The sequence below is a fragment of the Sporosarcina sp. USHLN248 genome (genome assembly GCF_037144575.1).
Lineage (GTDB): Bacteria > Bacillota > Bacilli > Bacillales_A > Planococcaceae > Sporosarcina > Sporosarcina contaminans.
In genome coordinates this window covers 37,199-57,183 of sequence record NZ_JBBCZC010000005.1, presented here as the reverse complement: position 1 = coordinate 57,183, position 19,985 = coordinate 37,199, and the positions used below count along the sequence as shown (strand labels likewise).

21 protein-coding genes are annotated in these 19,985 nt (G+C 41.5%); 4 read left to right on the top strand and 17 right to left on the bottom strand.

Features of this window, described 5'->3' with window-relative positions; genetic code table 11:
* Positions 1-122: 122 nt before the first annotated feature.
* Genes WFH04_RS03305 through WFH04_RS03295 form a run of 3 tightly spaced genes read right to left on the bottom strand, consistent with a single transcriptional unit; the run spans position 123 to position 2,169 of the window.
* Positions 123-539, bottom strand: a complete 417-nt coding sequence (locus WFH04_RS03305) for a Fur family transcriptional regulator (protein WP_336822636.1) — start codon at positions 537-539, stop codon at positions 123-125.
* A complete protein-coding gene (locus WFH04_RS03300) occupies positions 536-1,402 on the bottom strand; it encodes a metal ABC transporter permease (protein WP_336822635.1) in 867 nt (288 codons plus the stop codon). Before WFH04_RS03300 ends, WFH04_RS03305 begins: the two co-directional genes overlap by 4 nt.
* The gene (locus WFH04_RS03295; RefSeq protein WP_336822634.1) at positions 1,399-2,169 is read right to left on the bottom strand and encodes a metal ABC transporter ATP-binding protein; all 771 of its coding nucleotides are present in this window, start codon (positions 2,167-2,169) and stop codon (positions 1,399-1,401) included. Before WFH04_RS03295 ends, WFH04_RS03300 begins: the two co-directional genes overlap by 4 nt.
* A gap of 154 nt (positions 2,170-2,323) precedes the next feature.
* Here WFH04_RS03295 and WFH04_RS03290 point away from each other — a divergent pair, with 154 nt between their 5' ends.
* Positions 2,324-2,572, top strand: coding sequence for a hypothetical protein (locus WFH04_RS03290; protein ID WP_336822633.1), 249 nt, complete (start codon positions 2,324-2,326; stop codon positions 2,570-2,572).
* 57 nt (positions 2,573-2,629) lie between these two features.
* Here WFH04_RS03290 and WFH04_RS03285 read toward each other — a convergent pair whose 3' ends face one another.
* Positions 2,630-3,532, bottom strand: coding sequence for a deoxyribonuclease IV (locus WFH04_RS03285; RefSeq protein ID WP_336822632.1), 903 nt, complete (start codon positions 3,530-3,532; stop codon positions 2,630-2,632).
* Positions 3,519-4,823, bottom strand: coding sequence for a DEAD/DEAH box helicase (locus tag WFH04_RS03280; RefSeq protein ID WP_336822631.1), 1,305 nt, complete (start codon positions 4,821-4,823; stop codon positions 3,519-3,521). Before WFH04_RS03280 ends, WFH04_RS03285 begins: the two co-directional genes overlap by 14 nt.
* 113 nt (positions 4,824-4,936) lie before the next feature.
* On the opposite strand from WFH04_RS03280, the gene vrrA reads away from it, so the two are divergent.
* Positions 4,937-5,401 (top strand): VrrA/YqfQ family protein, encoded by a 465-nt coding sequence (vrrA, locus tag WFH04_RS03275; protein ID WP_336822630.1) that lies wholly within the window; start codon positions 4,937-4,939, stop codon positions 5,399-5,401.
* Between the two features lie 64 nt (positions 5,402-5,465).
* Entirely contained in the window at positions 5,466-6,443 is a 978-nt protein-coding gene (locus tag WFH04_RS03270) for a 4-hydroxy-3-methylbut-2-enyl diphosphate reductase (RefSeq protein WP_336822629.1), read from the top strand.
* Between the two features lie 48 nt (positions 6,444-6,491).
* Here WFH04_RS03270 and WFH04_RS03265 read toward each other — a convergent pair whose 3' ends face one another.
* From WFH04_RS03265 to ccpN, 9 genes are all read right to left on the bottom strand, one after another.
* The gene (locus WFH04_RS03265; protein ID WP_336822628.1) at positions 6,492-7,610 is read right to left on the bottom strand and encodes a Nif3-like dinuclear metal center hexameric protein; all 1,119 of its coding nucleotides are present in this window, start codon (positions 7,608-7,610) and stop codon (positions 6,492-6,494) included.
* Entirely contained in the window at positions 7,607-8,305 is a 699-nt protein-coding gene (locus tag WFH04_RS03260; RefSeq protein ID WP_336822627.1) for a tRNA (adenine(22)-N(1))-methyltransferase, read from the bottom strand. Before WFH04_RS03260 ends, WFH04_RS03265 begins: the two co-directional genes overlap by 4 nt.
* A 126-nt stretch (positions 8,306-8,431) precedes the next feature.
* A complete protein-coding gene (locus WFH04_RS03255; RefSeq protein WP_336822626.1) occupies positions 8,432-8,803 on the bottom strand; it encodes a c-type cytochrome in 372 nt (123 codons plus the stop codon).
* 408 nt (positions 8,804-9,211) lie between these two features.
* Positions 9,212-10,351, bottom strand: coding sequence for an acyl-CoA dehydrogenase (locus WFH04_RS03250; protein ID WP_336822625.1), 1,140 nt, complete (start codon positions 10,349-10,351; stop codon positions 9,212-9,214).
* A 93-nt stretch (positions 10,352-10,444) separates the two neighbouring features.
* Positions 10,445-10,993 (bottom strand): hypothetical protein, encoded by a 549-nt coding sequence (locus WFH04_RS03245; protein ID WP_336822624.1) that lies wholly within the window; start codon positions 10,991-10,993, stop codon positions 10,445-10,447.
* A 97-nt stretch (positions 10,994-11,090) separates the two neighbouring features.
* Positions 11,091-12,266, bottom strand: a complete 1,176-nt coding sequence (gene rpoD, locus WFH04_RS03240) for an RNA polymerase sigma factor RpoD (RefSeq protein ID WP_336822623.1) — start codon at positions 12,264-12,266, stop codon at positions 11,091-11,093.
* A gap of 36 nt (positions 12,267-12,302) precedes the next feature.
* Positions 12,303-14,117, bottom strand: a complete 1,815-nt coding sequence (dnaG, locus tag WFH04_RS03235; RefSeq protein ID WP_336822622.1) for a DNA primase — start codon at positions 14,115-14,117, stop codon at positions 12,303-12,305.
* Between the two features lie 445 nt (positions 14,118-14,562).
* Complete coding sequence (locus WFH04_RS03230) at positions 14,563-15,375, bottom strand: pyruvate, water dikinase regulatory protein (protein WP_336822621.1); 813 nt, start codon at positions 15,373-15,375, stop codon at positions 14,563-14,565.
* Positions 15,376-15,412: 37 nt separating this feature from the next.
* Complete coding sequence (gene ccpN / locus WFH04_RS03225; protein WP_408020159.1) at positions 15,413-16,042, bottom strand: transcriptional regulator CcpN; 630 nt, start codon at positions 16,040-16,042, stop codon at positions 15,413-15,415.
* A gap of 383 nt (positions 16,043-16,425) precedes the next feature.
* Between ccpN and WFH04_RS03220 the strand changes: the two genes are divergently transcribed.
* A complete protein-coding gene (locus WFH04_RS03220; RefSeq protein ID WP_336822619.1) occupies positions 16,426-17,805 on the top strand; it encodes a glycine--tRNA ligase in 1,380 nt (459 codons plus the stop codon).
* A 34-nt stretch (positions 17,806-17,839) separates the two neighbouring features.
* Here the strand turns inward: WFH04_RS03220 and recO are convergent, their stop codons facing one another.
* Genes recO through WFH04_RS03205 form a run of 3 tightly spaced genes read right to left on the bottom strand, consistent with a single transcriptional unit; the run spans position 17,840 to position 19,983 of the window.
* Positions 17,840-18,625, bottom strand: coding sequence for a DNA repair protein RecO (gene recO / locus WFH04_RS03215; RefSeq protein ID WP_336822618.1), 786 nt, complete (start codon positions 18,623-18,625; stop codon positions 17,840-17,842).
* Between the two features lie 46 nt (positions 18,626-18,671).
* Positions 18,672-19,589: a GTPase Era gene (gene era / locus WFH04_RS03210; protein WP_336822617.1), complete on the bottom strand. Its 918-nt coding sequence runs from the start codon at positions 19,587-19,589 to the stop codon at positions 18,672-18,674.
* On the bottom strand, positions 19,570-19,983 hold the full coding sequence (locus WFH04_RS03205; RefSeq protein ID WP_336822616.1) for a cytidine deaminase: 414 nt from the start codon (positions 19,981-19,983) through the stop codon (positions 19,570-19,572). The genes era and WFH04_RS03205 overlap by 20 nt, the downstream gene beginning before the upstream one ends.
* Between the last annotated feature and the right edge of the window lie 2 nt (positions 19,984-19,985).

Below are 19,985 nucleotides of genomic sequence, written 5' to 3'. Positions count from 1 at the left end.
AAGAGATTGAAATCTCCTGTTTCAACTCAAAATTGTTACCCTTTTTCAGGGTGTAGTTCATCAATCAGAATGACAGATTGGTACCATTTTGATCTGCATGACTTTCCATGAGTGGAATATTATTAATTTGCCGTGCACATAGGACATTTCCCATAGATTTCGAACTTATGACCCTCCACCTCGTACCCTGAAAGATTGACAGAGATCGATTCCATAGGACAATGCGGAATATTTCTCGTCTTGCCACATGCTGTGCAAATGAAATGATGGTGATGGGCACTAATATCACATTGCATCCGAAAATGTTTTTCACCGTTCAACTCAGTCTCTTCCAAAATACCAAGATCAGAAAAAGTCGTTAAGTTTCGGTAGATTGTATCAAAACTAATATTCGGATTGTCTTCAAGCATGAATGTCCGCACTTCATTCGCTGTAATATAACGATCATGCTCGGAAAAGTAAGTTAAAATCCTATCTCTGTTTTTTGTTTTTTTGAATTGATTGCTTTGAAGAATGCGCCACGCTTCGTCTAAGGTCATGCCAAATCCTCCTCCCTATTTTGAACCGATTTCTTCCCAATCGTTTTTTTCCATCCAAGGACGACTAGTAAAATAACAATCGATGTAAGAACAATCGTTCCTCCTGGTGCGATATCCAAATGAAATGCAGAAAATAGCCCAATAATAACAGATAGCTCTCCTATGACAATTGAATAAAACATTGCCCCTTTAAAGCTTTTCGCCATTTGAATTGCAGCTGCAACAGGGATGGTCATAAGCGATGAGACTAATAAAATTCCTACAATCCGCATCGAAGCGCCTATTACAAGTGCTACAATAATCATAAAGAGTGTTTGTATAATTTTACCGTTAATCCCAGATACCTTTGCATACTCTGTATCGAATGATAATGCAAATAATTCCTTATAGAAAAAATAAATGCAAGCAATAACAACGATCGCTGTAAAAAGTATAATCCATAAATCTTGCCTGCTTACAGCTGACACAGAACCAAATAAATAACCTACTAAATCAGAGCCGAAACCTTTCGCCAAAGAAATGAAGATCGCACCAAATCCAATCCCAGCTGAAAGGATAATCGGAATGGCAAGCTCTTCAAAATGACGATATGCTCCTCTCAATTTTTCAATGAGCAAAGAACCGCCGACCGCAGTCGCCATCCCTAAATATACTGGATTCAATGCTGAGAAAAACAATACTTGCTGACTTAAATACAAACTTCCCGCAATTCCCGCCAATGCAACATGGCTCAATGCATCAGCTATTAAAGCTAAGCGCCTCACGACTATAAATAGACCTAATAGAGGAGCAATCACTCCGATAATCAAGCCCGATAAAAAAGCGTTTTGCAGAAATTCATAAGACAAAATCGCACTGATCATTCCTCCACCTCCGTGCTGCTATGATGGATTCGCCTTACAGGATGTCCATACCAAGAAGAAATGTCAGCGTCATCCATTTTCTTATATTCCGATTGCACACCGTGGAAATGGATCGTGCGATTTAGGCAAGCGACATGGGATGCTAAATCCGTAACGAGATCGATTTCATGCGTAACGAGTAAAATCGCGATTCCATGTTCACGATTCAAACCCTTTAGCATAGTATAAAAAGATGTGACATTCTGCTGATCTATCCCAACAGTCGGCTCATCCATTATTAATAGATCGGGCTTCCCAACAAGCGCCCTTGCAATGAAAACCCGCTGTTGCTGCCCGCCGGAAAGTTCGCCAATATTTTTCCTCGCAAATTGTTCCATTTTTACGATTCGCAATGCATTCATTGCTGTTTCTTCATCTTGTTTGGAGAATGGTTTAAACAAACCTACTTTTCGCGTTAAGCCACTCTTCACTACTTCTAATACAGTTGCCGGGAAACCCGAATTGAACGCATTGGACTTTTGCGAAACGAATCCGATTCTCTCCCGTTGTTTAAACGACTCAATGTTTTGCCCAAAAAGCTTTACCGTTCCTGTATCAGGTTTTAATAAGCCCAAGATAATTTTAAGTAATGTAGATTTACCGGATCCATTTGGCCCAATTAACGCCCAGAACTCCCCTTCTTTCACTTCAAGTGAAGTATGTTCAAGTACAGTCGAATGCTCGTATGTAAAACTTACATTCTGACATTCAATTATCGTTTTTTTCATTAATAGGATTCCTTCCTTGTAAAAAATTCCGGTTTTATCGTTCCCGGAAATCGATTCACTCATTTTTAAACAGGAATGATTACGATTAAGACTACTGTAAAAGTATAGCGGAATGTTGACAGAAATACAACCCATTGAGAAGGATGGATAAAGATTGGATTTTATACGCTTCATAAATGATTTGAAAATGTCGAGCGATCGCGATGCACAGGCACTTGCTGCTTCTTATGGAGTTCGCTTAAGCATTGAAGAAATTAGAGCTTTGCGGCCCCTTTTGGATGACATTTCACTCCATTGGTTATTTACCGGTGTTCCCCCTGAATTTGTAGAGAAAGTGAAGAGAGCGGTTGGAGAAAGAAAGGGCGAGGAGTTATTCCAATATTATTTAGACTCGCTAAAATAACATTAAAACCGTTGCAGGAAGTTTACTTACAACTTCTTCCTGCAACGGTTTCATTTGTTAAACGCTTGCCATGAGGCGATCAGGTTCAAAAGTTTTTGATCTCAACATTTCAATTTCAACCTCATACGGTGCTTTTTTCTTTTTAGGGTCACTCCCATTGAATGGCGTCTCCAAAATTTTAGGGATCGCTGTAAATTCAGGATGATGCACGATATAACAGAGTGGATCAAAGCCAATATGGCCGAAGCCAATATTTTCATGCCTGTCTTTCATTGCCCCACGCTCATTTTTACTATCGTTCACGTGGATGACTGAAATCCGGTCTTTGCCAATGATTCGATCGAATTCATCTAAAACGCCGTCAAAATCGTTCACAATATCATATCCAGCATCATGGACGTGACAAGTATCAAAGCAAATAGACAGCCTTTCGTTATTCGTCACACCATCTATAATTTTTGCTAACTCATCAAAACTCCGACCGCATTCACTTCCTTTGCCAGCCATCGTTTCAAGAGCAATTCGGACATCTGATTTGCTGGATAGCACTTCATTGAGCCCTTCAATAATTTTTGCAATACCTTGATCGGCCCCTGCCCCAACATGCGCACCTGGATGCAAAACAATTTGATCCACACCTAATGCTGCAGTCCGTTCGATTTCTTGCTGCAGGAAATCGACACCTAATCTGAACGTTTCAGGTTTGGTCGTGTTCCCTATATTAATAATATATGGAGCATGCACAACAATGTTTGACATGCCATTTTCCTTCATATGTGCCTGGCCCGCTTCAATGTTCAGCTCTTCAATCGGCTTTCTCCTCGTATTTTGGGGAGCACCTGTATAAATCATGAAAGTAGTAGCGCCGTAGCCCAACGCTTCTTCACTTGAACCTAACAACATTTTCTTGCCACTCATTGAAACATGCGAACCTAATAATAGTTGATCATTTTTTCCCATTTCTTCGTTTCAATCTCCTTTCCCGCCTTTTAAAATCCTCAATTTCTTTAGACATTTTCTTTTTATATCCTGGTTTTACTTTTGCTGGTTTCCTTACGAAAGATGCCGCTTTCCGGTCTAACTCATCGACTTCTTTTACACGATTCTTTCTCGCATGGCGGTCTTTCACTTCAAACCATTCGCCATTGCGCACATCTTCATGGACAAATGGGATTCCCATTTTTTCGATTTGGACGATTTTGTCGTCTTCCGAAGGCGCATATAAAGTTATTGCAATTCCTTCAAGCCCTGCCCTTGCCGTTCGGCCAACACGATGGATGAAAAACTCCAAGTCATCCGGCAGCTCATAATTGACAACGTGACTTACTCCTGGTATGTCGATTCCCCTCGCCGCAAGATCTGTCGCAACAATATATTGGAACTCAAGATCGCGAATTTGCTTCATCATTCGATTCCGTTCCCGAGGTGTTAAAGCTCCGTGGATCCTGCCAGCTTTAATGCCGTGATCTGCCAAATAATCCGCAACTTCATCTGCATTCTGTTTTGTATTCGTAAAAATGATTGATAGATACGGATTAATAGATTTCAATACGGACAATAATTTCTTTTTCCGATCCATGCTTCGAACAGGAACAAGTGAATAATGCATGCCTTCCGTTAATGGCTTTCTCTTGCCAATTTGGATATGGACAGGACTATCCATATACTTTGAGAGAAAAGGCTTTAGCTTTTCAGGAATTGTCGCTGAAAATACATACATCTCAAGCTCTGCTGGCATTTTTGAAGCGAACTGATCAATATCTTCAATGAATCCCATGTCAAATGCCAAATCAGCCTCGTCAATGACTAAGATGGAAGCAGTATGGATCGGCAATGCCCCTTCTGTTGATAAGTCACGAATACGGCCCGGTGTCCCAACAACAATTTGAGGCGTCGATTTTAATTTTCCAATGGAACGCTGTTTATCCGTTCCACCTATTAGTAAAGCAGTTTTAATTGTTGTCTCAGCAATCAATTTCTTAAGTTCTTCATGCAGCTGCGTTGCAAGCTCCCTAGTAGGGGCTGTAATAACTGCTTGCAGCTCATCTGACTCTTGGTCTATGCGCTCTAATAACGGGATGAGGAAACTATGTGACTTCCCCGTACCTGTATGAGCTTGTCCAATCGCGTTGCTCCCCTTTAAAATCAGAGGAATCATCTCTTTTTGGATAGGAGTCGGTTGTTCGAATCCTAATCGGGCAATCGCTTCGCGGATAAATGGTTTGAATTGATAATCAGTAAATTTGGACATTCATTATGCCTCCTAACGTATTCCTATTGTAGCATGATTCCGTTCCATCGTACGTGATTTTCGCATAGTATATATGTGAAAGTATATATTGACCAAAGGAAAGGGGTTTCATCATGAGATATCAATCCTTCTATCCATTCGCCCGTCAACAGCCGTCACCGTTTGGAATGAGGCCAATGGGCTTTGGCGCTCCAACACAGCAGTTTTTCAATCAGCCGCCAAGAGCGCCTTTTCAAGGGTCGCAAAGGGCTCCGTTCAGGCAAGGACCCGGTCCCGCAGGCATGCAGCAAGGACCGTCAAGGATGGAAATGTACATGCAAACGGCCAACCGCTTTTTAAATACTGCACAGCAATATGCTCCATTAGTCCAGCAAATTGCACCTATGTTCCAAAATTTGCCGGCGATGTGGAGATTATATAAAGGTTTCCAATCTCTGCCGTCGGCAAATAGCGCCACTGCAGCAGCTGGTGGCGCCGGTGGAACTGCAGCCACTGCGCAAAGAGCTGCCTCCGCAGCAGCACGAAGTGCACCAACAAACGCTTCTACTCCAAGGATATTCCAGCCGCCCACTTTATAATTTTGAAACGTACGCCTAACTCCGCTATAATAGGTATAGATCACTTTAGAGGAGTGAGGAACGGATGAAAGTTTTAAAGATTTCCCCACGCGGCTACTGTTATGGGGTTGTCGATGCAATGGTTATCGCAAGAAATGCGGCGCTCGACAAAACATTGCCGAGACCTATCTATATATTAGGCATGATTGTCCATAACAAACATGTAACAGATGCATTTGAACAGGACGGCATTATTACATTAGACGGAAAAAACCGTTTAGAAATTTTAGAACAAGTAGAGAAGGGCACAGTTATTTTCACTGCGCACGGCGTATCGCCGGAAGTTCGTGAATTGGCCCGCAAAAAAGGTCTTGTTTCGATAGATGCTACATGTCCGGATGTTACAAGCACCCACGATTTGATTGAACAAAAAACTTCCGAGGGGTATGAAATTATTTATATCGGGAAAAAGTACCACCCGGAACCGGAAGGGGCAATCGGAGTTGCGCCGCACGCTGTCCATCTTATCGAAACGATAGAAGATGTAGCCTCTTTGAATGTGGAAAGCGACAAGTTGCTCGTTACGAACCAGACAACGATGAGTCAATGGGATGTTGCGCATATAATGGAAGCTCTCAAAGAAAAATACCCTCATATTGAAGAGCATAAAGAAATATGCCTTGCTACACAAGTACGGCAGGAAGCAGTTGCTGAGCAGGCAGGAGAAGCCGATTTGCTAATCGTTGTCGGCGACCCGAAAAGCAACAACTCAAACCGTTTAACTCAAGTGTCAGTTGAAATTGCCAACACGCCTTCCTATCGCATTTCTGACGTATCGGAAATTAACATCGACTGGCTGAAAGGCGTAGAAACGGTCGCTGTAACAGCTGGAGCTTCAACTCCAACTTTAGTTGTGCGTGAAGTGATCAGCTTCCTTGAAAAATTTGATCCGAATAATGCAGATACGCATATACCAGAGCGGAAATTTCAATTGGAAAAGATTTTGCCGAAAATCAAAAATCCTGAACCGGTCAAACGAATTGAACCGTACGCTACATTGTAAAAATACGGACTGCCTTCATCGTCTAACCGAGAGAAGGCAGTCCATTTTTTAAATGAATCGAAATGGCTCTGTATCGATTACTGATTGGATAAAAGTAACCTCATATCCACTCTCTTTACAGAGCTGTTCCATTTTAAGCGCCACGCCTGCAATCATCACTTTTTCAACATGGTGACCAGGATCTATAATCGATAATCCCATCGCTTCTGCATCTTGGGCCGTATGAAAGTCAATATCCCCTGTTACAAATACATCTGCACCTTTCCTTTTCGCAGAATGAATGTATTTGCTGCCGCTTCCACCTAATACTGCCACTTTCTTCACGATTTTATTGCCATCGCCGACAATTCTCAATGCCGGTACGTCCAACGCCTCTTTTACATAATCCGCAAAATCATCGAGCTTCGCTGGTTCTTTGATCGTGCCGACACGGCCTAAACCGTACGCATCCGTCCGTTGGTCCAAAACAAAAAAATCATACGCAGGCTCTTCGTACGGATGGGCATCAAGCATTGCTTTTAACACTTTTTGTCGCAACGGTCCCGGCAATACGACTTCGATCCGTTCCTCTTCAACTTGTTCCATTTTGCCGATTTCTCCGATGAAAGGATCGGCACCGTCTTGTGGCAAGAAGCGTCCGATGCCTGTAGAAGTGAAGCTGCACCCTGCATAATCTCCGATCGCGCCAGCTCCTGCTTTAGACAATGCTGCACGCAATTCATCCGCCTGTTCAACAGGACAAAAAACAGCCAATTTATAAAGCGGGTCAGAATGTGTCACTTCCATCACTTCCAAATGATTCAAACCTAACTTGTCAGCTAATAAATCATTGACTCCACCGGATGCAACGTCCAAATTTGTATGAGCTGCATAAACGGAAATATCATACTTGATACATTTTTCGACCATTCTTCCTTGAGGAGTATCCGTCCAAATATGCTTCATTGGGCGGAAAATCGGTGGATGGTGGGCAATAATTAAATTCGCCCCTGCTTCAATCGCCTCGTCAATAACATCTTCGTTGACATCTAATGTTACTAACACTTTTTCAACTTGACGGTTTAATTGACCGATATGCAAACCGACCGGGTCCCAGTCTTCCGCGAATCTTTTAGGCGACCATTGCTCAAACAAAGATATGATTTCATGTCCATTCACTTTCTTCAATCTGACAACACCTTCCCTATTAATTGGATTCGCTTGCTCAAATGATCTTTTTTCAAACGGATTTCTTCCGTTTCTGCCGCATGCTCCAAAGATAGCAAGACACGTTGCCACTCTAAAACTTCGCGATTCCATTTTTCTAAAAAAGTATCCGAGCGTTGTTGCAATAAAAAAGGTCCTACAGCAATTTCCAAATCATCATATACCGATTTGCCTTTTTCCAATACGATAATTTCATAAATTTTGCCGTCTTCTTTTAAAATTTGCTCATTGACAATCTTCCATCCGTTTTCCATCGCCCACTGACGAATAGAAGAAGCGTGAATATTCGGTTGCGTTATAATCCGTTTTACGGAAAAGAGCTTATCCTTTCCTTCCTGCAGGATAGTAGCAATCAACGGACCTCCCATTCCTGCAATCGTCACAGTATCGACTTGATCATGCTCTTTAATAGCCGACAATCCATTCGCTAAACGAACCGTAATATGATCATCCAATCCTTCACGTTTTACATTTTTCACTGCGGATTCAAATGGCCCCTTGACGACTTCCCCCGCTATCGCTCTCTCGATTTTATGTGCATGAACTAAATAACACGGCAAATAAGCATGATCGCTTCCAATATCAGCAAGAACGGCCCCTTCTTCTACAAAAGACGCTACTGCCGCAAGACGATCAGACAATTTCACAGTATTCAATTAACCGCCACCTTTCCAATTCGTTATATAACTATTGCTTACTTTATCAAAAGCAGGCAGCTTATTGAATTGAAAAGAGTCATCGGAACATCAGCAAGGTGCCGACTTCCGATGACTCTCCACTACTTATTTAAGAGATAGAAGATACTCTGTCAATTGATCGATTTGATCATCTTCAAGCTTGCTGCCGAATGGTGGCATTCCGCCTTGTGTACCATTCTTGATGATGTCGTGAATCTCTTCTGGAGTTTCAGTTAAGCCAACAAGGCTTGGTCCCATGTTTCCAGTCAAGTCATCACCGTGACAAGTAATACATTGGCCTTGGACGAATTCCTCAGGATCAAAATCCTCGGCTGCTGCATTTTCTTCTGTATTTCCCTCTTCATCCGAACCTGCGATTTCATCTTTTTGTTCAATACCGTAAAGAGACATGAAGAAAATAAGTCCTAATCCAAGCGCAAAAATAAGGATATAAGGCACTACAGGATTGTTTTTCATTGAATTACCCTCCTTCACCGGGATCTATTCTGTAAATAATACAGTACACAACTATCATTGTACTGTATTCGATGAAAAACTGAAAGAGTTATCCTTATTCATTTAACCGTTTGTGACAATTTAGACAAACTTTTTCCGATTTTTGTCGGTATCTGTTTTTGGAAATTCGACCATAAACACAAAAATTACTTAAAAGGCTCGATTTCCAAGGAAGCTGCTAAACCGTTCAATAAAATTGGCGTTTGGATTGTGATTTTCCTTTTCATAGGTTCGCAATCATTCTTATCGCTTTCTTGGATAATCGTAATGGATTCCCCACAAACGAAATTCAGCGTTTCGAAGAGAATTGCCGTTGATCGGACAATTTATTATTGGTCTAATGATTTCACAGTATTGAGCTCTTTTCCATTAAACACCAACTTGGCGCGCAATGACCATTCTTTGGACTTCTGAAGTTCCTTCACCGATTTCGAGCAATTTTGCATCCCGCATATAGCGTTCGACTTCATATTCTTTCATATATCCATAGCCACCATGAATTTGGATCGCTTCATCGGCAATTTCCATCGCAATTTCTGAAGCGTATAATTTGCACATTGCCGCTTCCTTCGTAAACGGACGTCCTTGGTCTTTTAACCATGCTGCTTTATAGACCATATTACGCGCTAGTTCAATTTTCATTGCCATATCAGCCAATTTAAACTGAGTTACTTGGAATTCCGATAATGTTTTTCCAAATTGTTTCCGTTCCTTGGAATAGCGTAATGCCCGATCAAAAGCTGATTGGGCAATTCCTACAGCCATTGCACCAATGCCAATACGTCCACCATCTAACGTAACTAAAAACTGGCGAAAACCGTGGCCGCGTTTTCCTAATAAATTTTCTTTCGGCACGCGAACATTGTCCAATACCAATTCCGTCGTATTGGACGCGTTCAGTCCCATTTTTTCATAGTTATCGATAATGGTGAATCCTTCACTATTTGTCGGAACGATAATGGCACTTATTTCTTTCTTTCCATTTTCTTGTCCAGTAATAGCAGTGAGCGCAAGATGCTTTGCATGGCTTGCGTTCGTAATATATACTTTGGAACCGTTAATGACAAATTCATCGCCTTCTTCACGTGCAGTCGTCTGCGTCCCCCCCGCGTCCGAACCTGCATTAGGCTCTGTCAATCCAAATGCGCCGAATGTTTCCCCTTTACATATCGGCGTTAAATATTTTTCTTTTTGCTCCTCGGTACCAAACAAATATAATGGAGCTCCCCCCAATGAAATGTGCGCAGAATACGTGATGCCGGTTGAAGCGCAAGCACGGCTCAACTCTTCTGTGACAATGGCAAAACTAATCGTGTCGCCTCCACCGCCACCGTACTGTTCCGGAAAAGGAAGTCCCATTACTCCCATATCCGAAAGCTGTTTAAAAATCTCTTTCGGGAATTCTTTTGTCCGGTCCCTCTCGATGGCTCCAGGAGCGACAACTTCGTCTGCAAACTCCCGCATCATTTTCCGGATCATCTGTTGTTCATCTGTTAAATCGAAATTCAATTTCTTCATCCCCTTTGTTGTGAACGCTTACATTCTTATTATACCGAATATAGTCATTGATTCACAACATTCTATAGAATGAAGTTTATATTCTCATAGAGATGTTAACAAAAAACCGATAATAAGTAGCAAGCCTGCAGCCCCAGAAATCGTGAAATAGATAAGTTTAAGCATCCTTCCGGCGAATAGCCATAAAACACAATTCAATATAAGCAAAGCAATTAATAACATCGTTTGTCCTTCAAAAAAACTCATCCAAACAACTAATGACATGCATAGCAAAATCATTGCACATAACACATACAAAAAAGGAACGATCCCTTTTTTTAGAAGCCTACTGTTCATACTTCCAATCAACAAAGAGATTACCGTAATCGTAGCGATACTCATTGGAATGAGGGGATTGTCTTTAAAAATGAATAATGATGCGCTAACTGCCAAGCCGATAATTGCCAACCAAATATATTGCATTTTAATTGTTTTCTTTTCTTTTGATAGGATAGCAGAAGAAGGTTTGCTTTCTACCTCTTCTCCCTCTGTATACAGCGTCAGCAAGAAATCGCAATAATGCTCCGGCAATAAATTATGCTGTTTCCAATATTTGATTTCTGTTGTGATGATTTTTTTTCTTTGTACACTCATGACCAAACCAAGCCCCTATTCTTATAAAAAAGGCTGTCCGAAAAGTAATTCGCCACTTTTCGGATAGCCTATCCAATTCGCTATATAAGATTGGAAATTACTCCAAGAAATCTTTCAATCGTTTGCTTCGCGATGGGTGTCTTAACTTACGCAAAGCTTTTGCTTCAATTTGACGGATGCGCTCACGAGTTACACCGAACACTTTCCCGACTTCTTCAAGCGTTCTAGTTCTGCCATCGTCCAATCCGAAGCGAAGTCTTAGAACATTTTCTTCTCTGTCTGTCAATGTATCCAATACGTCTTCCAACTGCTCTTTCAGCAATTCATACGCTGCATGATCAGAAGGGGATTGTGCCTCAGAGTCTTCGATGAAATCACCTAAATGCGAATCATCTTCTTCTCCAATCGGCGTTTCCAGCGATACAGGCTCTTGGGCAATCTTTAAGATTTCACGCACTTTTTCTGCTGTTAAATCCATCTCCTCCCCGATTTCCTCAGGTGACGGTTCACGACCTAAATCTTGCAGCAATTGACGCTGCACACGAATTAATTTATTGATCGTTTCAACCATATGAACCGGGATTCGGATTGTTCTCGCCTGGTCCGCAATGGCACGGGTAATCGCTTGACGGATCCACCACGTCGCATACGTACTAAACTTAAATCCTTTCGTATGGTCAAATTTTTCTACGGCTTTAATAAGACCCATATTCCCTTCTTGAATCAAATCAAGGAACAGCATTCCACGACCAACATATCGTTTTGCAATGCTGACGACGAGCCGGAGATTGGCTTCCGCTAGTTTTTTCTTGGCATTTTCCCCCCTAAAGACGATTTCTTCAAGTTCAGGGTCGGGCTTATCCAATTCGGCAAGCTTTTGTTCCGCTTCCACGCCTTCTTGGATACGGATCGCTAATTTGACCTCTTCATCACCAGTCAATAAATCGACCCGGCCGATTTCTTTCAGATACATGCGCACAGGATCGTTAATTTTGACGCCGGGAGGCACACTTAAATCATTTAGGTCGAATTGTTCTTCTTCCTTTCCTCCGTCTTCATCATCGTCTTTTCGATCCATTTCGATCCCTTGGGCTTCAATCTGATCAAGGAATTCTTCATATTGGTCGGGCTCCATTTCAAATGCGGATAGTTTTTCTGTTACTTCCTCAATCGTTAATTCACCCGATTTTTTGCCTGCTTCTAATAAATTAGCTTTTACTTCTTCTAATGTCATTTCGTTCTCCAATTCTCCGGATTGCTCTTTTTTAGTCATAATACCCGTTCCTCCTTAATTCGCCGGAATACGGCTCTACATTGCCGATAATGATTTCCGGAGCTGTATAATTTCCCTGGCCAGCTCCAGTGCCCGGGTATGATCGTTCATTTTTTCTGCTTCTTTTGATGCATGCATCATCTCTTCAATTTTCTGGATAATGCGTTGCTTGGCCAAATGATGAATACAATCATTCACTTCTTGCTCTCCAGACTCCGGATCTCTATCCATCATTGCCGCTTCCATTACAATTTTACGAAGTTCACGATCCTCGATCGTTTCCGCAAATCTATGAAAATCCGGCTCGCCATGTTGTTCGTAAAATCCGGCTAACTTGACGAAGATTGTCGAATAATCTTCCCGGATGAACATCTCCTGATGATCTTGCCTTACCCTATCGAATAAGGCTCCGTCATTGAGAAGATGGCATAGCAACAATCGTTCAGCCCGATCTATACTCGTCATTTTACGTGGTGCCGCTATTGGTGCAGCCTGTTCGAGTCGTGATTCTTGCCATTGCGCTTTTTCCTGCTTGGCCATTTTGCCTAACCGTTTTGTCAATTGCTCGTGGAGCGCTTCGGCTGATACACCGGTTTCTGCGGATAACTGGCGTATCATTAAATCTTTCTCGATCGGGGATAACTTAGGTGCAAGTTCTTCCAATACTTCATGGATATATTGCAACACATCATTTTCATGTGATAGGTTTTTTGATCGTTTTGCATAAGCAATGATAAAAGACATATATGAATGTGGATTGCCAATTACCTTGTTGACGAAAGCATCGCCTCCAAAGGTAGCAATATATTCATCAGGATCCATTTTTCCTGGCAATAAAGCAATTTGCGGATCCAATCCTTTTTGAATGGATAGATTTGCAAACCGTTTTGCTGCCTCCCAACCTGCATCATCTCCATCGCAACAGATGATCAGTTGATTTGCAATGCGTTTCAATTTCAATAGATGTGTTTCAGATAAGGATGTTCCCATTACTGCCACGCTATTCAAAATTCCTGCACGTTCTGCGGCAATTGTATCCATAAATCCTTCAAATAGTATTACTTTACCCGATTTACGTACATTAAGACGCGCTTGGTGAAAATTATAAAGCAGTCTGCTCTTTTCAAAAATGGGGGTTTCTGGACTATTTAAGTACTTAGCTTCTTCTTTTGAATCAGAAAGACGCCTTCCAGAAAAGCCGACTACATTTCCATTATCGTCATGAAGCGGGAACATGATACGTCCACGAAAACGGTCAAAATAGCCTGTCCCATCTTGTTTCATAATAATGAGACCTGCTTTTTCCATCTCCTTCATATCAAATTTTTTCCGCTGCAATAATTGAGTTAACGTTTCCCTATCTTCCAAGGACCAACCTATACCATACTTTTCGATATGCTCACGGGTAAATCCTCTATTCTCCAAATAATGCAAGGCCTTTTCGCCCTCAACCGTATTAAGTAATAAATGACTATAGAAATTAGCAGCAAATGCGTGCGCATCTAAAAGAGACTGATGCTCATTACTTTTCTTTTGAACAGCTCCGTCTGCGCTAAATGTTTCAATTGCAATCCCTGATCGGCTTGCAAGTTTAGAAACTGCTTCGGTAAACGTAGCGTTTTCAATATCCATAACGAATGTAATGGCATTTCCGCTCGCACCGCAGCCAAAACAATGAAATAATTGCTTTTCTTCAGTAACTGAAAAAGATGGCGTGCTTTCGCCATGGAAAGGACATAAGCCGAAGTAGTTCTTCCCCCTTTTTGTTAGCTGGACGTATTCACCGATCAAATCAACAATATCTGTTTTCGAGCGGATCTCTTCAATTGTCTCTTCTGGTATTTTCGTCATTGAATCACCATTCCACTCTCTTACTGAATTCGAGATAGATTCCGCAAATCCTGCTTTTTCGACAAAATAATTTTTAAGTGATGATTTGTAAATTAATAGAGTGTAGTTAAGCAATTGTTGAAAATCGCCTTTATTTTTTCTAGTTTGACTCAAAGCGTTCAGTATATTCTTCCTTGCTTATTTCGTTTCAAATTATACATCGTAATCTATTATTATGCGAAAAAAAGTATTGAATATACGTAATGACAATTGCAACTCAACTTTCATCTCATCAACTAATCCAACTTACGCACTTAGTAAGCTCTTAACATCATACTATTATTTATCAAATTGACGAATTCAAGTTTTACCAAATAACTATTGTACACATCCGCAAAAGAAGAACCAACCATTTTGCCCGGGTGGTCCTTCCAAAGGATGCTACACGTTCTATGCAAATAAACAATTAAAAGCGATTTGACATTTCGCTCATAATAAGATTTGCTGTTTCTTCAACAGCACGATTGGAAACATCAATCACTTTGCAGCCTATCTTAGAAACGACTTTATTGAAATGATCTAATTCTTGCCTGATCCGGTCGATTTGTGCGTAATTCGCATCATCTTTCAACCCTAAAGTGAGCAGTCTCTCTCTTCGAATCGAATTTAAAACTGAAGGAGAAATGACTAAACCGAAACATTTATTTGGATCGATTTGATAAAGCTCTTCCGGAGGATCCACCTCCGGTACTAACGGCACATTTGCAACTTTAAACCTGCGATGTGCCAAGTATTGCGATAAAGGTGTCTTTGACGTTCTTGAAACGCCGACAAGCACAATATCAGCCTTTAAAACACCTCTTGGGTCCCTTCCATCATCATATTTAACCGCGAATTCAATCGCTTCAATTTTTTTGAAATAATCGTTGTCCAATTGCCTAACAAGTCCAGGTTCTTCGAAAGGCTTCTCAGTAAGCTGCTGACTGATTTTATCGACAATTGGTCCTAACAAATCAATGCATTTCAACTGATGCTTGCGGCATTCTTCCAACAGCTTTTGACGCATATTGCTTTTTACTAATGTATAAATGATAATTGCATCTTGCCTTTTCGCCAAATAAGCGATTTCAGTCAGCTGCGATTCATCTTCAACGTGGGAAAAACGTTTCATCGATACTGTTTCCAAGTCCTGTCTAAATTGGCTTGCTGCTGCTTTTGCAACTAAATCTGCGGTTTCGCCGACAGAATCGGAAACTATGAACAATGTCAATTTCCTCATTTGATCACTCCTACTCATTATGCTTTTGGGTAATTGATCATAATTCATGCTCTTCCGCCAATGAAAGAAAAGCGGCAGTTATATTCGTCTTCGTAATTCTTCCCACTACTTCAAGGCCCTTGCTCTTTTCAATGATGACAGGCAAGGAATCTATTTGTTTATCCATCATCTTTTTTGCTGCATGTATAAGCGTATCTTGCTTTTTGCAATATGTAATATTCGGCATTCGTGTCATAATGACGTGGACCGGTAATTTTTCCAATTCGGTTGTGCCAATACTTGTGCGTAGCAAATCTTTTCTTGATAACACACCTGACAAGCAAGAAGATTTATCAACAACGAAGAGCGTGCCTACATCTTCTAAAAACATTTGACAAATCGCATCATAGACCGATACATTTTCGTTCACGACGACAGGGATTGACTGGAAATCCCCGACTTTCATGCCGATCATTCCATCTGACACCGATTGGGTCGGCTTTTTCCCGGAATAAAAATAACCAACCCTTGGCCTTGCATCTAAAAATCCTGCCATTGTTAGGATTGCCAAATCCGGCCTAATCGTCGCTCTCGCCAATTTCAATCGCTCGGCAATTTGTTCACCGGTAATCGGACCATCCAATTTGACGATTTCAAGGATTTCGGTCTGGCGCTTATTCAATTCCATATGAATCACCGCCCTAATCGTTCGATAATATATCCTTGATTAGTATAGCATTTTGATTCTATTTTTCCTATCCCCGCGGCTTTGAGGAAATAATATCATTCCTTTCATACAAAAGATTGCAGAGATTCAACATCCATGCTACACTAATACAGAATTTATCTACTATGTAATTGAATAAGCGACGACAGGTCTATAAGTAATGCCAACATTAGCGAGCGGGGATTGGTGAAAGTCCGCACCGGCATGAAACGGCAACCTTGAGCTATCGATTTCCAAAGAGGGTTGTTATTCAACCAATCGGGGTGGAACCGCGGGTGAACACGCACTCGTCCCCGGACGTTACGTCCGGGGATGGGTGCTTATTTTATTTGGAGGGATGATCTATGTTGAACATGGAGCAAATTGTGAACTTATCAAAACAGAGAGGATTCGTCTTTCCTGGCTCTGAAATTTATGGTGGGCTGGCGAACACTTGGGATTATGGCCCATTAGGCATCGAATTGAAAAATAATATCAAACGTGCTTGGTGGCAAAAATTTGTCCAAGAGTCTCCATATAACGAAGGATTAGATGCAGCAATCCTTATGAACCCTAAAGTTTGGGAAGCATCTGGCCATATTGGCAACTTCAATGATCCAATGATCGACTGTAAAAAGTGTAAAACGCGCCATCGTGCAGACAAACTGATTGAAGATGCATTGGATGCAAAAGGCATTGAAATGGTCGTTGACGGCATGCCTTTCGAGAAAATGGAGGAATTGATCCAAGAACATCAAATCGCATGTCCAACTTGTGGCGCTATGGATTATACAGGCATTCGCCAATTTAATCTGATGTTCAAAACTTCTCAAGGTGTAACAGATTCATCTGCAAACGAAATCTTTTTACGTCCAGAAACTGCACAAGGTATTTTCGTAAACTTTAAAAATGTTCAGCGCTCCATGCGCAAAAAAATGCCATTTGGTATTGCACAAATTGGTAAAAGCTTTAGGAATGAAATTACACCAGGAAACTTTACATTTAGAACACGTGAATTCGAACAAATGGAATTAGAGTTCTTCTGCAAACCGGGCGAAGATATGAAGTGGTACGAATATTGGAGGGACTTCTCGAAACAATGGCTTCTTGACCTCGGCTTAACTGCCGGCAACATTCGCCTGCGTGAGCATAATGAAGAAGAGCTATCCCACTATTCGAAAGGCACAGTTGATATTGAATATAAATTCCCATTCGGCTGGGGCGAGCTTTGGGGCATTGCGAACCGTACAGATTTCGACCTTTCACGTCATATGGAACATTCAGGAGAAGATTTCCATTATCAAGACCCTGTTACAAACGAAAAATTCATTCCGTATTGCATAGAGCCTTCCGTCGGTGCGGACCGCGTAACATTAGCGTTCCTTTGCGATGCTTATGCAGAAGAACAATTGGAAGGCGATGATAAACGTACAGTGATGCGTTTCCACCCTGCCATTGCACCTGTGAAGGCGGCAGTCTTGCCTTTATCGAAAAAGCTATCTGAAGGTGCAGATGAAGTATATGCGGAATTGAGAAAGCATTTCGTCGTCCAATACGATGATTCCCAGTCGATCGGTCGCCGCTACCGCAGACAGGATGAAATCGGAACGCCATTCTGCATTACGTATGATTTTGACTCCGAAGAAGATCGCCAAGTGACAGTGAGACATCGCGATTCAATGGAACAAGTACGTATGCCGATCGCTGATGTAAAAGAATACATCGAAAAGCACTTAACTTTTTAATAAAATGAAATAGAATAACCCGGAAGAAAAGGACTTAATCATCCTTTTTTTCCGGGTTTTCTCTTTTCGGAAACAGCTCAGGCGTCCTTTCCAACTGGTCAAGAAACGCTCTCGATTTCAATCGGATACCGGTCTGTTCATCATATACTGTGCGGACTAATTTTTTCATAAATTGCTTCGTAGCCCGTTTAAGTGTCAAAGAACCAACTTGCTCAATCGGCACTGTATAAAATGTCCGAATAAGCCTTAGTTGAGTAGGGGTAATACGTATTAAATAAGGATCGGTCGAAAAGCAACGATGACAGAGAAAACCTATCTCCTGAAACGAAAATGCGAATTCCCCTTCTGTCGCTCCACAATTTGCACATTGATGGAGTACTGGATGGACACCTGCTACAGGCAACATTTTCCACTCGACAAATAAGCTGATCGCTTCCGGATCATATCCTTCATTGATGGCATGCAATGCCGCCTGTAATAAGCCGAATACGTTCGCTCGCTGGTCAAGATCATCCGTAAGCTTATCAATCAATTCGACAACATAACTCGCATAAGCGGTCGCTTCAAGATCTTCTCGAATATGACGCATAGAATCAATCGGGTCGCCCTGTTCCAACGTCCCCATTCCCCGACCTGTACGAATAAGAAAATATCCGTGAGTGAAATTTTGCGTAACAGCAGCCAATCTGCTTGCCGGCTTCTTCGCACCTCTCGCCATAGCTGTCATTTTGCCGGCTTCCCGTGTATAAACCGTTACAATTTTGTTGGCCTCGCCATATGGTATGCTTTTGAGAATGATTCCTTCCCATTTATTTAGCAAGGCAACCACTCCTTCTTCAGCTTTGTTTAATCAGTAAACAGCATGATTAATATTCATCCTCGCGGAATCCAAATTCACGGAGCTGTCCGGGTTTATTTCGCCAATCCTTTTGCACTTTTACCCATAGTTCCAAAAATACTTTCGAACCTAACAGCATTTCAATATCACGTCTTGCGCGAGTGCCAATTTCTTTCAATAAAGCACCTTTTTTCCCAATTATGATGCCTTTTTGTGAGTCACGGTCTACAACGATTGTCGCCATGACATTCACGATATTTCGTTCTTCTTCACGATCAATCTTCTCAATGACGACTGCTATCGAATGGGGAATTTCTTCACGCGTCAAATGGAGCACCTTTTCACGGATCAATTCTGAAATGATAAACCGTTCTGGATGATCGGTCACTTGATCATCAGGATAATACTTAGGACCTTCTGGCAAATAATTCGTCAAAGTTTCCATAAGACGTTCTACATTATTGCCGTTTAAAGCCGATAAAGGCACAATTTCCGCAAAATTATACTCTTCCGTGTAAGAAGTAATAATCGTCAAAAGATCGTCAGGATGAACGAGGTCGATTTTATTGATTACTAAAAAGACAGGTGTCTCCGTCTTTTCAAGCATGTCGATAATGAAACGGTCACCGCCGCCAATCGGCTCATTCGCATTCACCATAAACATGATGACATCGACTTCTTTTAACGTATTTCTTGCTGATTTCACCATGAAATCCCCTAATTTGTGCTTCGGCTTGTGAATACCTGGTGTATCGATAAAAATGAGCTGCGAATGATCGGTCGTCACAACACCTTGCACTTTGTTCCTCGTCGTTTGCGGCTTATCGCTCATAATTGCAATTTTTTGCCCGACAACACGATTTAAAAACGTAGACTTCCCTACATTCGGTCTACCAATGATGGAGATAAAACCGGATTTGAATGGATTATTGTTGTCTTGCAGCATATGATAAATCCTCCTTCGTAAAAGCACCTGGAAGGAGTTCGGCAACTGTTGTTTCTTGTACATCACCTTTTAAATTTGTTAAATAGACCGGCATTGAACCGTCACAAAACTCCGCAATCACTTGTCGGCAAGCGCCACAAGGAGAAATAGGACCTTCCGTATTACCAGTAACAGCAAGCGCTTTAAACGTTTTAACACCTTCTGAAACTGCCTTGAAAAATGCTGTCCGCTCAGCACAATTCGTCATACTATATCCAGAGTTCTCGATATTGCAGCCGTGGTACACCTTCCCATCCTCCGACAGAAGCGCTGCTCCTACAGGAAATTTTGAATAAGGCACATATGCCATTTCTCGGGCTTTCTTTGCCTCTAACATTAACTTTTCTTTATCCATAA